This window comes from Caloramator proteoclasticus DSM 10124 (genome assembly GCF_900129265.1).
Taxonomy (GTDB): Bacteria; Bacillota; Clostridia; order Clostridiales; family Caloramatoraceae; genus Thermobrachium; species Thermobrachium proteoclasticum.
This window is the reverse complement of sequence record NZ_FQVG01000004.1, coordinates 80200-96638: the sequence shown is the minus strand read 5'-3', so window position 1 is coordinate 96638 and position 16439 is coordinate 80200. Positions and strand designations below refer to the sequence as shown.

14 protein-coding genes and 1 tRNA gene are annotated in these 16439 nt (G+C 29.6%); 3 read left to right on the top strand and 12 right to left on the bottom strand.

The window, feature by feature from the left end; all coding sequences use genetic code 11:
• Window positions 1-151, top strand: a 151-nt coding sequence (locus BUB63_RS02100; RefSeq protein WP_143290228.1) for a transposase, incomplete at its 5' end; no start/stop codon positions are given.
• A 197-nt stretch (window positions 152-348) separates the two neighbouring features.
• Here the strand turns inward: BUB63_RS02100 and BUB63_RS02095 are convergent.
• From BUB63_RS02095 to BUB63_RS02085, 4 genes are all read right to left on the bottom strand, one after another.
• Window positions 349-2940, bottom strand: a complete 2592-nt coding sequence (locus BUB63_RS02095) for a calcium-transporting P-type ATPase, PMR1-type (RefSeq protein ID WP_073247770.1) — start codon at window positions 2938-2940, stop codon at window positions 349-351.
• A 178-nt stretch (window positions 2941-3118) separates the two neighbouring features.
• Window positions 3119-3805 (bottom strand): TVP38/TMEM64 family protein, encoded by a 687-nt coding sequence (locus tag BUB63_RS02090; protein WP_027308557.1) that lies wholly within the window; start codon window positions 3803-3805, stop codon window positions 3119-3121.
• On the bottom strand, window positions 3805-3969 hold the full coding sequence (locus BUB63_RS13540; protein ID WP_159431442.1) for a hypothetical protein: 165 nt from the start codon (window positions 3967-3969) through the stop codon (window positions 3805-3807). The genes BUB63_RS02090 and BUB63_RS13540 overlap by 1 nt, the downstream gene beginning before the upstream one ends.
• Window positions 3945-5132, bottom strand: a complete 1188-nt coding sequence (locus BUB63_RS02085) for a D-alanyl-D-alanine carboxypeptidase family protein (RefSeq protein ID WP_073247769.1) — start codon at window positions 5130-5132, stop codon at window positions 3945-3947. The genes BUB63_RS13540 and BUB63_RS02085 overlap by 25 nt, the downstream gene beginning before the upstream one ends.
• 121 nt (window positions 5133-5253) lie before the next feature.
• Between BUB63_RS02085 and BUB63_RS02080 the strand changes: the two genes are divergently transcribed.
• Entirely contained in the window at window positions 5254-6231 is a 978-nt protein-coding gene (locus BUB63_RS02080; protein ID WP_073247768.1) for a biotin--[acetyl-CoA-carboxylase] ligase, read from the top strand.
• A gap of 36 nt (window positions 6232-6267) precedes the next feature.
• Here the strand turns inward: BUB63_RS02080 and BUB63_RS02075 are convergent, their stop codons facing one another.
• The 6 genes from BUB63_RS02075 to BUB63_RS02050 form a co-directional block, all read right to left on the bottom strand.
• On the bottom strand, window positions 6268-6804 hold the full coding sequence (locus BUB63_RS02075; RefSeq protein ID WP_027308554.1) for a biotin transporter BioY: 537 nt from the start codon (window positions 6802-6804) through the stop codon (window positions 6268-6270).
• Between the two features lie 121 nt (window positions 6805-6925).
• Window positions 6926-7022 (bottom strand) — tRNA-Sec (locus tag BUB63_RS02070).
• A 67-nt stretch (window positions 7023-7089) separates the two neighbouring features.
• Entirely contained in the window at window positions 7090-9000 is a 1911-nt protein-coding gene (gene selB / locus BUB63_RS02065) for a selenocysteine-specific translation elongation factor (protein WP_027308553.1), read from the bottom strand.
• 12 nt (window positions 9001-9012) lie between these two features.
• Complete coding sequence (gene selA / locus BUB63_RS02060) at window positions 9013-10398, bottom strand: L-seryl-tRNA(Sec) selenium transferase (RefSeq protein ID WP_073247767.1); 1386 nt, start codon at window positions 10396-10398, stop codon at window positions 9013-9015.
• 9 nt (window positions 10399-10407) lie between these two features.
• Window positions 10408-11439, bottom strand: a complete 1032-nt coding sequence (selD, locus tag BUB63_RS02055; protein WP_084106422.1) for a selenide, water dikinase SelD — start codon at window positions 11437-11439, stop codon at window positions 10408-10410.
• A gap of 47 nt (window positions 11440-11486) precedes the next feature.
• Window positions 11487-12050 carry a helix-hairpin-helix domain-containing protein gene (locus BUB63_RS02050; protein WP_073247765.1) on the bottom strand — a complete coding sequence of 188 codons (564 nt, stop codon included), beginning with the start codon at window positions 12048-12050 and terminating at the stop codon, window positions 11487-11489.
• A 121-nt stretch (window positions 12051-12171) separates the two neighbouring features.
• On the opposite strand from BUB63_RS02050, the gene BUB63_RS02045 reads away from it, so the two are divergent.
• The gene (locus BUB63_RS02045) at window positions 12172-13377 is read left to right on the top strand and encodes a D-alanyl-D-alanine carboxypeptidase family protein (RefSeq protein WP_084106420.1); all 1206 of its coding nucleotides are present in this window, start codon (window positions 12172-12174) and stop codon (window positions 13375-13377) included.
• Between the two features lie 10 nt (window positions 13378-13387).
• On the opposite strand, the gene BUB63_RS02040 is transcribed toward BUB63_RS02045, so the two are convergent.
• A complete protein-coding gene (locus BUB63_RS02040; RefSeq protein ID WP_027308548.1) occupies window positions 13388-13771 on the bottom strand; it encodes a RidA family protein in 384 nt (127 codons plus the stop codon).
• Between the two features lie 172 nt (window positions 13772-13943).
• Window positions 13944-16415, bottom strand: a complete 2472-nt coding sequence (leuS, locus tag BUB63_RS02035; protein WP_073247764.1) for a leucine--tRNA ligase — start codon at window positions 16413-16415, stop codon at window positions 13944-13946.
• Between the last annotated feature and the right edge of the window lie 24 nt (window positions 16416-16439).

The following is a 16439-nucleotide window of genomic DNA, read 5'->3' as shown; positions in this document are numbered from 1 at the left end:
TTTTAATGAAATAGTGAATTCTTTTGATATACCGTATACAAATGCTTGTACTGAAGGCTTTAATAACAAAATTAAAGTTATTAAAAGAAATGCCTTCGGCTTTAAAAACTTTGATAGGTTTAGAAATAGAATTCTTCATTGCTGTAATTAAAGTAAATTATAATACCAAATTTTAGAAAACCAACTCCCGTTGGTCTTTTTGTCCTGCAATTTTTTGCAGGGGACTCTCCCCCATCCAACCTATCTTTATAAAATCACTCTCAAACAAGAAAGGACAGGCATTCTAATTGAATACCCGCCCCAACAATTGACAAAGAGCCTATTTAAAAAAGCCTAAGTTTTATATCCTTAGGCTTTTTTTCTAAACAACTTTGCTATTTCTACTGCTATTAAAATAGAAATTGAACATATAGCTACTACAACAATTTGTTCAATGTTTAAAAGTTCTATTTTAAATATTCTTCTTGTTAATGGAGTAATAAATACTACCATTTGAATTAATAAAGAAACCAACACTCCATAATTTAAATATTTGTTACTAAACATACCATTAAAAATAACCGACCTATTATAATATCTTACATTAAACGCGTGAACTAACTGTGATAAACTCAATGTATAAAATGCCATAGTTCTGGCAACTTCTTCACTATACCTTTCGCCATATTTAAAGGCAAATAGTGTGGCTGCACCTATAAAAATACCTTGTAGTATTATTCTAAAACCTAATCCCCTTGAGAAAAATCCCTCATTTGGATCTCTTGGTGGTTCCTGCATAACATTATTTTCAGGTAATTCCATTCCAAGTGCTAAAGCTGGGAAGGTATCAGTTACTAAGTTTACCCAAAGTATGTGTATTGGGAGTAGCGGTTCAGCCCAATTAAATAATGTTGCTATAAATAGTGTTAAAATTTCTCCAATATTACAGGATAATAAAAAACTTATAGATTTTCTTATATTTGAGTAAATTGTTCTACCCTCTTCTACTGCTGAAACAATGGTAGCAAAATTATCATCTGTTAATATTAAATCAGCTGCCTCCTTAGAAACATCAGTTCCAGTTATACCCATCGCTACACCTATATTTGATTTCTTTAGTGCTGGTGCATCGTTTACTCCATCACCTGTCATAGCAACAATCTGACCATTTGCCTTCCAAGCTTCAACTATTCTTACCTTATGTTCTGGTGAAACTCTTGCATATACTGAATAATTCTTAACTTTTTCAATTAGTTCCTCCTGTGATATATTTTCTAATTCTGCTCCTGTTATTGCTTCATTTTCTTCTTTCAATATACCTAATTCCTTTGCAATTGCAACTGCTGTTATTTTATGATCTCCAGTTATCATTACTGGTTTAATACCAGCTGTTTTGCACTTTTTAACTGCCTCCTTTGCTTCTTCCCTTGGTGGGTCAATCATACCAACTAATCCTACAAATACAAGATTCTTTTCTGCATCATCCTTATTAATCTTATCAACAGTCTTAAAGGCAAATGCTAATACCCTTAAGGCCTCTTTTGCCATTTCTTCATTTGCTAATTTTATTCTCTTAATATCATCTTCATTAATTTCCCTTATCTTATCGCCTTCTAATATATATGAACATTTTGATAACAATACATCTGGTGCACCCTTAACATTAACTTCTATTTTATCCTCAGCTTTATTAAATGTAGTCATAAGTTTTCTATCTGAATCGAAGGGTATTTCATCAATTCTTTCAAATATTTTATCTAATTCTCGTTTATCGATTGATACATTTAAAGAATAATCTATTAAGGCTGTTTCAGTTGGATCACCTAAAAGCTTTATTTTACCTTTTTCTTCTACAACCTTTGTGTCATTACATAGATTTGCAATATGAAATAGCTTTTTAGCATCTACAATGTCATCTGCAAATCCATTTGAAGTATAAATTTTTTTTACAGTCATTTTGTTTTGTGTTAATGTACCTGTCTTATCTGAACATATGACTGTTGCACATCCTAATGTTTCTACAGCAGGCAGTTTTCTAACAATTGCATTTTTCTTTATCATTTTCTGTACACCAACAGCTAAAACAATAGTAACAACTGCAGGAAGCCCCTCTGGTATTGCTGCAACTGCAAGTGAAACCGATGTCATAAACATATTTAATACTTCTCTTCCTTCAAAAACTCCAATACCAAACATTAATCCACATATAACAAGTGCAGATATTCCCATCCATTTTCCTGCTTCTTCAAGCTTTTCCTGGAGAGGCGTTTTTTCTTCTTCTACCTTAGATATCATATCTGCTATTTTACCTATCTCTGTATTCATTCCTGTCTGTACAACTACACCTATACCTCTACCATAAGTTACCATAGATGACATAAAAGCCATATTTTTTCTATCACCAATAGGTATGTTATTTTCTTCTAATAAATCACTATTCTTATCAACTGGTACAGACTCACCTGTTAAAGCAGCCTCTTCAATTTTTAAGTTTGATGTTTCAATTAATCTTAAGTCTGCAGGTACATACTTACCAGCCTCAAGAACAACTATATCACCTATAACAAGTTCTCTTGCAGGTATTTCTTTTGATTTTCCATCTCTAATAACGTGTGCAAGCGGAGCAGCCATCTTTTTTAATGCATTTAACGACTCCTCTGCTTTATTTTCTTGTATGACACCCAATATAGCATTCAATATGACTACTAACAAAATAATTACTGTATCTGCAACCTCACCTACCAATCCTGATATAATTGCTGCTACTATTAATATAATTACTAAAAAGTCTTTAAATTGATCTAAAAACTTTTGAAGAGTTGTTTTACCCTTTTTTTCTCTAAATTCATTATAACCATATTGTTCTAACCTATTTTTCGCCTCCTGTTCTGTTATGCCTTTTTCTGTAGTTTTCAATTCATCAAAAATTTGTTCTCTTGTTAAGTTGTAAAACGCCTTCATTGTCTATGACCTCCTTTATCATTATTATTACAAAACAAAAAGACCTTTATCCATAAAAAATGGATAAAGGTCTTACTCACAAGCTCTGCTTGTTAACCAACCGGGCATTTGCCGCGATGACGATTGGTTATACCCTTACGAGTCGAGTTACTCCCCTTTATAAGAAATTTTATACTCTTTATTTGTTATTGTCAATATCTGATATTAAATTTTTTACAATTGATTCATCGCTTTTATTGCCCTTATGCCTTACTTTTAATAAAACAGGAATTAATGATAAAAGAATAATCATAACTACTGAAAATACAAATTGTTTGGAATAAACATTATTTAAAGAACTACCAAAATTGCTGTAGACAAATGTTCCAGGAATTATACCTAAAAAAGAGGCTAATGTATACTTAATTATATTTATTTTTGAAAGACCACATATATAACTAACAACATCACAGGGTAAAATTGGAATAACCCTCATTAAAAATGTAATCTTAAAAGCATTTTTTTCGTCAAAGGAATACTTTTCAATTTTGTCTCCAAAATACCTCTGAAAAAAATCAGCACCTAAAAACCAAGATATATAATACGCAATTATTGAACCAACCGTACTGCCAAGAACAGTTAATATTGTTCCCTTTATAGAACCAAACAATATTCCTCCTAAAACAGAAAATAACCCTATTGGTAAAAGGAGTATGGGCCTTAATATGCATAACAAGAAAAATATAAAGGGAGCTAAATTATTATAAGATGTAACAATTTGTTTTACATCATTTAAATTGTATAGATGAAATTTAACAACAATTATTGTAATTATGCTTAAGAATGCTGCCAAAATTATAAATTTTACATTTCCTAATTTATACATCACTCCATCTCCATTAAACCCTTTATATTCAAGAGAAATTCTTTTTTATTTTTTGTTAATTCCTCATATTCTTCTTTAGTAATTTTGTTTTCCAAAAGCAGATTATCTGCAAGTTCAATGAACCGTTCACAAAGTAAAATCAAATCGTCTTTAACTTTATCCATCCAAACCACCCCAACTCTTTTAAAAGATAAAAAATATATTCTTTTATTTTATAAAAAATGCTCTTTCTATTAAAATCTGAAGTTGCAACCACATCTACTTCAACCTGACCTACACTTGTTTTTATAGTAATTTTACCTACGTTATCTCCTTTTTTTATATTATTCTTCAGATTTTTATTCAATTGACAATTTATTACTACGGTTTCATTTTTTTTCTTTAAAACTACAACATCAGTCCTTGGTGAATATTTTATTTTTTCTCCAATAAAGTCTTTATTTTCTATTTCAAAAACATCCTTGTTAGTTACTACAAAATTTTCATAATTATTAATGGCATAATTCAATATTTTCTTTGTATCTTCAAACCTGTCGTTTTTTGTGTCACAACCCAATACAACACTTATAAATCTAAGTGGTTTCCCATTTCCATTGGAATTAGTAACATCTATAGTTGTAACTAAGCAATAACCTGCCTCCTCAGTATAACCTGTCTTTAAACCATCTACCCCTTTAAAATTTCCTAATAGTTTATTTGTTGAAAAATAAATCTTATTTTTATACTTAAAGCTTTTTAGAGAAGTATATTTTAATATATCATAATATTGTTTAAGAATATTGTAAGAGAGCAATGCCTGTTCATAGGCAGTAGATACATTATATTTATTGTTTTTAGTTAATCCAGATGAATTTATATAATGCGTATTATTTAAACCTAATAATTTAGCATTTTCATTCATTCTATATATAAAATCTTCTTTTTTAGTTCTGCAAAATTCCTGTTCAAGTACTTCTGGTGCATTATTAGCAGAAAAAACTAACATAGCTGTTATTAAATCATCTATTTTTACTTTTTCTCCATAATTAACATTTAATATTGGTTCATCATAGTTAAATTTCTTATTATCTATGTTGTATATAATAAAATTATTTTTATATTCGTTACCTACACCCTCAATAAATGTATAATAGGTCATTAATTTTGTTAATGATGCTATTGCTCTTTTTTCATCCTTGTTTTTATCAAACAATACCCTTCCAGATTCTGCATCAATCAAAACAGCTGATTTGCAGTTTAATTCGTATTTTAATTCACCTGCATTAGCTTTTAAAATATTAGATATCAGAATAATAAATGTTATAATAAAAATTGATGTCCTTTTCATTTGCCACCTCTCTAATTATTTTAACAATATATTCCTTTAATTGCAATATTTTTTTAATTATTGATACTTCTGCATTTTCTAATATATAATAAAATAGAAATACCATCAATGGGGTGATTTAATGAAATCTAAAATTCTAAATATTTTAAGGTCATCTGATACATATGTTTCAGGGGAAGAAATAAGTAAATTATTAGGCATTTCACGTGCTGCCATATGGAAACATATAAATCAGCTAAAGAAGGAAGGTTATCAAATAGATTCATTAACTAAAAACGGCTATAAACTTATTAGTTCCCCAGATATTTTATCCTTTGATGAAATATCACCATTTTTAAAAACAAAATTTATAGGTCACGATATTTTGTATTATGAAAGCATTGATTCAACTAACACTTTTGCAAAGTCTATTTCACAAAACTGTAAAGATGGGTTAGTTATAATAGCAGAAGAACAAACAAAGGGTAGAGGTAGATTAGGTAGAACCTGGGTATCACCTAAAAGAAAAGGTATTTGGATGTCAATAATTCTCCATCCTAATTTACCTCCTTCAGAAGCACATAAATTAACAATTATTACTGCCTCATCAATATATAATACACTTTGCAAATTCAATGTTGATATAAAAATCAAATGGCCAAATGACATTTTAATTAATGGAAAAAAGATATGTGGAATTTTAACAGAAATGAATGCAGAATTAAATCACATTAATTCCTTAGTAATTGGAATTGGAATAAATGTAAATACAGAAGTAGAAGATTTTAATGAAGAATTAACGAAAATTGCAACCTCATTAAGAATAGAAACAGGTAAATTTATTGATAGAAAAAAATTAACTGCTGAAATATTAAACAACTTTGAGGATTTTTATATAGACTATTTATCTACAAAAGATATAAGACCTTATTTAGAAATAGTACGTAAAAATTCTGCTTTAATAAATAAATATGTTGAAATAATTAAACCTAACGAAAAATATATAGCAAAAGTAGTAGATATTGATGATGACGGACAATTAGTTATAGACAATGATGGAAAAATTGAAAAATTGCTTTCAGGAGAAGTAAGTCTACACAATATGTATAATGGAAAATAAAAGAATGCCGATAAATACTTTCGGCATTCTTTTATTTTAATTTCTAATCTTATTTATTTTCAAACCAACAAATGCAGCAATAAAACATTTTATAACATCAAAGGGTAAAAATATCAAAATACCATTCTTAATTGCCCAAAACATAGTTACACCTTTTTTAAAATATATATTTAAAATTAAATATAAATATGTTACCCCTAATAGATAGACAACAGCAAGTCCTAACAAACCTGCTATTATATAGGCAACTATATTTTGCCTTTTAACTTTTTCAATTATTCTACCTGTTGTATACGCACCTAATATAAAACCTACTATATATCCAAAACTTGGTTTTAATATTACTTGTATCCCTGCAGTTCCACCTGCAAAGACTGGAATACCTATTAGTCCCATAAGTAAATATAGTATCTGAGAAAGTGCTGCCCTTTTTGCTCCTAAAACTATTCCAGACATAATAACGAAAATTATTTGTAAGGTAAAAGGCACATAAAATATGGGAATGTTTATGTATGCACCTATAGCTGTTAATATTGAAAATAAACTAATTATTACTAAATCCCTTGTTTTCATAATTACCTCCTTTGTAAACTTGTTATTGTTTATTGGTTTACATTTATTATAATAAAAATTATTTTGATTGTCAAACATTAAAAAATAAAAAAACGCCCTTTAGGCGTTTAGAATTCTTATCTGGCGGGAGTATGTGGGAATCGAACCCACCCAACGGGTTATTAGCCCGTCAACTCGGTTTTGAAGACCGGTAGGCACACCAGCACCTATCTACCCCCGTGCCATTTTATTATACATTAAATATTTCTATTTGTAAATAAAATAAACAAACAAAAATTATTAATTTTATCTATAGAGCACTCTTTTATCTTCAATCCTTTTTGTAAACTTTATTGAATCTAAGTATTCTAATATCATTACAGCATATTTTCTATTCAATTTTAATTCATCTCTAAATGTTGAAGTTGAAATCTCACCCTTTTTTTCTATATAGTCCGCAATCCATTGCTTTACATAATCTATATTATCTTTCATAATATAGTATTCATTTTCAATTTTCACTAAAACTTCATCTTCTATCAATAGATTTAAAATTGCTTTTGCCGTCTCCTTTTCTCTTCCAAAAATATCTAAAATAGTATCAATTTTAGGCGGCATTAAGTTTGCATTTTTTAATTCATTTAATATTTTTTCTTTTATTTCTGTCTGTCTCTTATTAAGTTTTATTTCAAAACCCTTTAGCTTTACATATTTTGTATTTAAATCAATTGTATCCTCTCTTAGTAAATTAAATAACATATCAATTAACTTAGTCCTTTTTTCTTGTTCAAAAAGCTTATTTTTAAATTCCTCTTTATTCATACCATAATTTAATGGATTTTTAATGTGATATTCATTTAAAATTTGCTTTGCGTCTTCTTTAAGACTTTTTATATAGGAAAAGTGAACATAAATTTTTTCAGTTCCAATATCAATTAAATGCACTCTTTTATCGATACATAAACCTTCGATAATTTGTTCCAAATTTTCTATTCCTCTACCAGCTAATTTTCTTATTTCATCTATATTGGGGAAACTTTGACTATGCTTTTCAATTATCTTTTCAACCAATTCATAAGCTGTACCTTTTTCTTTTATTAATAACTCCTCAATCACCCTTGAATCGCCTATCTTATGCTTTTTAGCATTAGGTTCTAATATTGTTCCTCCCCCTATTGTAATCATAGGTGAATATGTTCTTATTATAAATTTATCTCCTCTTCTTGACGCAATTGGTTCTTCTAACCTAAATTGAACTAATGCCGTATCCCCAGGTGCTAATTCATCTTTTTCTAACAATATGACTCTTCCTATAATCTCTTTTGTTCCGTGATATAGCTTAATTCTATCTCTATTTTTTAGTTTTTTAGGTGCATCCTCTAAATAATTTAACCTACAATCAATCATCATAGAACTTTCTAAACTCCCTATTTTTGCAACAACATCTCCTCTTTCAACATCATCTTTTTTTACACCTGATATATTTATTGCTACTCTTTGACCTGCAAATGCCGTTTTTACATCTTTTTCGTGAACCTGTAAATTTCTAACTTTACCCCTTAGCCCTTTTGTGTATATTTCACATTCTTCACCAACAGTTATACTTCCTGATATTAATGTTCCTGTCACAACAGTACCAAATCCCGGTACAGTAAAGCTTCTATCTACAGGCAATCTAAAATCTGTTAATATATCCCTTTCATTAATTTCTTTAGTCAGATTATCAATAGTATTTACAAGCATATCAATACCTTCCTTTGTAATAGAAGATACTGGTATTATTGGTGCACCTTTAAATGGAGTATCCTTTAAAAATTCCTTTACATCATCTGAAACAAATTGAAGCCACTCTTTATCAACTAAATCTATTTTGGTTAACACTACAATTCCTTTTTTTATGTCAAGTAACTTTAAAATATTTAGATGTTCCCTTGTTTGAGGCATTATCCCCTCATCTGCAGCAATAACAAGAAGAAAAATATCTATTCCACTTACACCTGCCAACATATTTTTTATAAATTTTTCGTGTCCAGGAACATCAACTATACCTGCTCTTCTTTTACTTGGTAGATCAAAATAAGTAAAACCCAAATTTATTGTAATTCCTCTTTCTTTTTCTTCTCTTAATGTATCCGTATCTCTGCCTGTCAAAGCTTTAATTAATGTAGTTTTTCCATGATCTATATGTCCTGCTGTTCCTATAATTACATTTTGCATTAATATTGCCTCCTATAAGATGCCATCTAAATTATTTTTTATTATCGTATAATCATCCTCAAACAAAGTTCTAACATCTAATATAATACTATTTCTACCAACTCTTACAACTACAGGTATTTGACATTTTCTAAGTTCTTCTTCTATCTTTTCAACTTTTTTATTTTTAGGTTCTATAAAAACAGCAAATGTTGGAATTATTTCAAGAGGCATTGCACCACCACCAACAGTTGAATAATCTTCTCTTACAGTAATTTTTGCCCTATCCTCTTTAATTGCTCTTTTCAATATTCTTAATAATTTATTAGCCCTCCTTCTAAGTTCTTCATAATCAAGTGTTAACATATTTAATATAGGAATATCCTTTACAGCTCGTTCTTCATCTAAATATAAATTTAATGTAGCTTCAAGTGCAGCTAGTGTAAATTTATCTATTCTTAATGCTCTTGTTAGCTGATTTTTTTTCATTCTTTGGATTAATTCCTTTTTACCTACAATTATTCCAGCTTGAGGTCCACCCAACAATTTATCTCCACTAAACGTAACAACATCAACACCTTTTTTTATACTGTTTTGTACAGTTGGCTCATAGTTCAACCCATATTTTGATAGATCAATTAATACACCACTTCCAATATCCTCGATAAGAGGTAATTTATATTTTTCCTTTAATACAACAAGTTCATCTAAACTGACTTCTTCAGTAAAGCCAAGAATTCTATAATTACTTTGATGCACTTTTAGCAGAGCTGCCGTATTTTCATTTATTGCACACTCATAATCATATAAATGTGTTCTATTTGTTGTTCCTATTTCTTTAAGTATGGCACCGCTTTGTTCCATAACTAAAGGAATTCTAAATGAACCCCCAATTTCTACTAATTGTCCTCTTGATACTATAACTTCCTTATTTTTTGCAATTGTTGATAATACTAAAAGCACTGCAGCTGCATTATTATTAACAACCATTGCAGCCTCTGCTCCTGTTAATTTACATATAATATGTTCTACGTGACTGTATCTTGAGCCTCTTTTACCCTCATCTAAATTATATTCTAAATTGTTATATCTTTCTCCTATTTCCATAACTTGCTCTAATGCATATTTAGAAATTGGTGCTCTTCCTAAGTTAGTATGAATTACTGTTCCTGTTGCATTTATTACTCTTCTTAAGCTTGGTCTATAATTTATCTCTAATTGGTTACAAATATCTCTTATTATTTCTTCAATATCAATCTCTTGTATATTGCCAGATAAAATTCTTTTTCGATAACTATCTACTACAGTTCTTATAACATCAAGGACATAATTTCTTGGAAATTTGTCTAAAAATACCTTAATTCTTTTTTCATTTAATAATACATCAACTTTAGGAAGTGATGATAATAGTTTATTCATTTTGACCTCCTATTCAATATATATGTATTTTCCATCAAATTCTGTAACATAACCTACTATAAATGCTTGTACATTATTTTGTTCTAAATCCCTTAACAAATTTATAGCTTCATCACCAGCTAATGAAAATACAAGACCACCGGATGTTTGTGGATCAAATACTATATCCTCAATAAATTCACTATTTTTTAGATTAATATATTTGTCCTTCAAATATTCCTTATTTCTATAGCAACCTGCTGGTATAATACCCATCTTTGCAAATTCTTCTACTCCAGTTAATAATTTAATAGAATCCCACTCAATATGAATTGTTACATTACTGCCCTTTGCCATTTCATAAAGATGTCCTGCAAGTCCAAATCCAGTAATATCTGTACAAGAATTTATTTTATAGTTTTTTGCAATTTTAGCTGCATACATATTTAAAGTCGACATTGTTTTTACCGCTTCTTCTATCTGTTTCTCTTCAGCTAGTTCTCCTTTTATTGCTGTATTTATTATACCTGTTCCTATTGGCTTTGTTAAAATAAGCAGATCTCCCGGTTTTGAATTTGAATTAACCCATATATTATTTGGCTTTACAACTCCAATGACAGACAGTCCATATTTAGGCTCATCATCATCTATAGTATGACCACCTGCAATAATAGCATTGGCCTCTATTACTTTATCAGCACCACCCTTTAATATATCACCTAAAATATTAATGTCTTTGCAGGCAGGGAAGCAGGCTATATTTAATGCCAATAAAACATCTCCACCCATAGCATATATGTCACTTAGTGAATTTGCAGCAGCTATTTGACCAAAAAGATATGGATCATCCACCACAGGAGTAAAAAAATCCACTGTATGTATGATTGCCATTTCTTCATTTATTTTATATACAGCTGCATCATCAGAGGTTTCTATTCCAACAATAAGGTTTTTATCATATACTTTTGGTAAATGACACAGAACCTGTGCCAAGGTCTCAGGACCAATCTTTGCAGCTCAGCCAGCTGCTTTAACCATTTGTGTAAGTTTTATGTCTATCATTATTGTCCCTCCCTTCAAATTTATTTTATTACATTAGTATCATTATATCAATAAATACTAATCAAATCCTTTATGTTTTCAAACATTTTATCACCTATACCACTTACATTTTTTAAATCTTCAATTCTTTTAAAGGGACCATTTTTATTTCTATATTCTATTATTCTTTTAGCAAGAGCGTCTCCTATTCTTGGTAATTTTTTCAACTCTTCTATAGAGGCAGTATTTATATTAATCTTATCTGCATCATCCCTTGAATCTATTATGCCTTTATCCTTTTCATTTTTATTCTTTGTGGGAATCTTAATATAATCTTCATCCTTTAATTTAGTAGCTAAATTTACTGCCTCTAAATTCGCATTATCTGTAAAACCACCAGCTAAATAAACTAAATCTATTATACGTTTATCATCATTAATTTTATAAACACCGGGCTTTTTTACTTCACCACAAATATAAACTTGAATCTCTTTTTTGTTTGTTGCCTCATTTTTTATTACAACTATATCATCCTCAGCCTTCTTTAATGAATAAAACTTAATAGAACCTATAAAAAGGACTATAATTGCAAATACATATAAACCTACCTTTTGATTTTTTGTTAGATTCATAGTATCACCTCGTATAATAAACTCAATTAAAATTCTAACCAGCTATATTTTATTTAAACTTTATTGTTAATAAAATTTTTTTTTGATATAATTTAACTTACTGAAAGGAGAGAGACACAAAGTGAAAAGAATATTATTCTTTTTTATAACAATGTTTTTTTGTTTAAATGCATTTAATATATCAGCCTTTGCATTAGAAAATATTGATTTAGCCTCTGAAGCTGCTATTTTAATTGATGCAGATACTGGACAAATACTTTACGAAAAAAATTCCCAACAAATTTTAGCACCAGCCAGTATAACAAAAATATTAACCTCTATAATTGTGATTGAAAAGTGTAATCTACAAGACAAAGTAATAGTAGGTAAAAATCCTCCCTTTGTTGGAGGAAGTAAAATTTATATACACGAAGGAGAAGAGTTTACTGTTGAACAACTACTATACGCTTTAATGCTTGCCTCAGCTAATGATGTCGCTGAAGCCTTAGCTGAACATATATCAGGAAGCGTTGAGGAATTTACTAAACTTATGAATGAATATGCTTATAAAATAGGATGTAAAAATACATATTTTTCAAACCCACACGGTCTTTATGATGAAAATCATTATACAACTGCATACGATATGGCACTTATTGCAAAATATGCAATGAAAAATGAAGTATTTAAAACTATCGTATCAACTCGACAATACATTATACCACCAACAAACAAGCAACCAGAAACAAGATATATTAATAATCATAACAAGCTTCTGTGGAATGGAGGTAAATATTATTATCAATATGCAACAGGAATAAAGACAGGCTACACAATTAAAGCTAAAAATACATTCGTGGGTTCTGCAACAAAGGATGGAATCAATTTAATAGTAGTAGTAATGAAATCACCGTCTCCTGTATATAATGATGTAATTAAGCTTTTTGAATATGGTTTTAATAATTACTCAAAAGAGAAATTAATAGACAGTACTGTTCCCTACACATACCTTAAACTAAATGAAGGCAAAACATTGATACCTGTTGCAGCAAATAGAGATTTTTATTTTATGAAAAATATAAATGATAATAAAATTCCAGCACAAAACGTAATTCTAAAACAAAACATAAAAAGTATACATAAAAATGAAGTAGTAGGAAAAATTGAATTGCTTATTGATGGCAAGGTAATAGACTCAATTGATTTAATCTCTCTACAGGATTATTTAGTTTTCAATAATATGAGTTTAAACAAAATAAACTATAAAATGTATATATATCCTCTTGTAGCTGTATTCCTTTTAAGAGGATTTTATAGAAAATATAAAAGGAAAAAGGGCCTAATATAAAAAGGCCCTTTTATTCTATGTAAGCAATTGCTTCAATTTCAACTAATGCATCCTTTGGTAGCTTACCTACTTGAACTGTTGATCTTGCAGGCATTTTTTCTTTAAAGTATTCACCATATACTTCATTTACTGCAGCAAAATCATTAATATCCTTAAGAAATATAACTGTTTTTATAACTTTATCCATTGAAGTCCCTGCTGCTTCTAATATAGCCTTTACGTTTTCTAATGACTGTCTCGCTGCAAGTTTTACATCATTTGATACAAGCTCACCTGTTTGAGGATTTATTGGTATTTGTCCTGAAGTAAATACTAAATTACCATATTTTATTGCTTGTGAATATGGACCAATTGCTGCTGGAGCATTATTAGTGCTTATAACCACTTTTTCCATTTTACCAACCTCCAATTGTATATTATATATTTATTATAAACTGTCTATCAAAAATTTGCAAATTTTAATTCATTATTCTTTTTATATCAAATATATACTTCATTATTTCGAATTATAACAGGATATATTTTAAAAAAAGCCATAGGAATTTAACCTATGGCTCTTTTTATGCTTACTTTACAACTATATTTACAATTTTTCCTGGTACAACTATTTCTTTTACAATTTGTTTTCCTTCTAAGCTTTGCTTAATCTTTTCATCATTCTTTGCTGTTAATAGTATCTCTTCCTGTGATGCATTTGGTGAAACTAAAATCTTTCCTCTCAACTTTCCATTAATTTGAACAACTATCTCTATTTCATCTTGCTTTAATGCCTCAACATCATAAGTTGGCCACATTTGTTGGTGTACACTTCCTGTTTTTCCTATCATTTCCCAAAGTTCTTCAGTAATATGTGGTACAAATGGAGCTAAAATTAATATTAGCTTTTCTGCTGCCTCTTTTAATATTTCATCCTTTGCATCTTCTTTTTCTTTATATTGATATAGTGCATTTACAAGTTCCATAGTAGCACTTATAGCAGTATTAAAATTAAATCTTTCAGTAATATCCTCAGTTACCTTCTTTACTACTGAGTGTAATATTCTTCTCATTTCCTTATCATCTTTTGATAATTGTTGAAGGTCTATTGTCGAAGTTGTTTTACATCTATCCTTTAGTTCATCAACCAATCTCCAAACTCTATTTAAGAATCTAAAACAACCTTCAACACCTTGATCACTCCACTCTAAGTCTCTCTCTGGAGGTGCAGCAAACATAATAAACAATCTTGCAGTATCTGCTCCATATTCTTTTATTATCTCCTCAGGGCTCACAATATTACCCTTAGATTTTGACATTTTTGCACCATCTTTTAGTACCATTCCTTGAGTTAAAAGATTTTTGAATGGCTCATCTACTGGTGATATTTTGAAATCATATAGAGCTTTCGTAAAAAATCTTGAATATAGTAGGTGTAAAATTGCATGCTCAACTCCACCAACATATTGGTCAACATCCATCCAATACTTTGCTTTTTCAAAATCAAATGCTTTATTTTGATTTGTAGCATCTGTATATCTTAAGAAGTACCAAGATGAGCAAACAAATGTATCCATCGTATCCTTTTCTCTTGTTGCTCTACCACCACATTTTGGGCAAGTTGTATTCATAAATGATTCAGATGTTGTAAGTGGAGACTCCCCTTTTCCAGTAAATACAACATCCTCTGGAAGCAATACAGGAAGCTGTTCTTCAGGTACTGGCACTTCCCCACAATGATCACAATATACTATTGGAATTGGTGCACCCCAATATCTTTGTCTTGATATTAACCAATCTCTTAATCTATAATTTACTTTATAATCTCCAGCTCCTTTTTCCTTTAAATAATCTATTATTTTATTATAAGCCTCTCTATTCTTCATTCCATCAAATCGCTTTGAATTACACATTATTCCATCTTCAGTATATGCATTAGTCATAGTATTAGGATTTAAATTTTCTCCCTCAGGATTTATTACAACTTTAATTGGCAAATTATATTTCTTAGCAAAATCAAAATCTCTTTCATCGTGTGCAGGTACAGCCATAACAGCACCTGTGCCATAATCTAAAAGTACATAGTTTGCTGTTAGAATTGGAATTCTCTCACCATTTGCAGGGTTTATAGCATAGGCTCCAGTAAATACACCCTCTTTTTCTAAATCAGAGGATGTTCTTGTAACTTCATTTACAAATTGCATTTTATTTACAAATTCAGTTACTTGTTTTTCATACTCAGTTCCCTTTGAAATTTCTTGCACCAAAGGATGTTCAGGAGCAAGAACTATATATGTTACACCAAAAACTGTATCTGGTCTTGTAGTAAATACAGTAATCTTATCTTCTCTGCCTTCTATTTTAAAATCTATAAGTGCACCTGTACTTTTTCCTATCCAATTCTCTTGCATTATTTTAACTTTATCAGGCCAACCCTTTAGTCTATCAATATCATTTAAAAGTCTTTCAGCATAATCTGTTATTTTAAAATACCATTGTTCTAAATTCTTCTTGCCTACAGGTGTTCCACATCTTTCACATTCACCATTTACAACCTGCTCATTTGCTAAAACAGTTTCACAAGATGGACACCAATTTACAAATGATTTTTTCTTATAGGCTAAACCATTTTTATACATTTGTAAGAACATCCATTGTGTCCATTTATAATACTCTGGCATACAAGTTTTTACTTCTCTTTGCCAGTCATAACTAAATCCTAATCTTTTTAATTGATCCTCCATTTCAGCCATATTGCTTATTGTCCAATCCTTTGGAGGTATGCCATGTTTTATTGCTGCATTTTCAGCAGGTAATCCAAATGCATCAAAACCTATTGGATGTAGTACATTATACCCTTGCATCCTTTTAAATCTTGCTATAACATCACCTATTGAATAATTTCTAACATGTCCCATATGAAGCTTTCCAGAAGGATAAGGAAACATAACAAGCATATAATACTTTGGTTTTTCTGAAAAATCTTCACCGTGGAAATTATTTTCTTTTTCCCATTTTTCTTGCCACTTTTTTTCTATACCTTCAAAATCATAAAATGCCATAACTCCACCTCCATAAAAATTCTT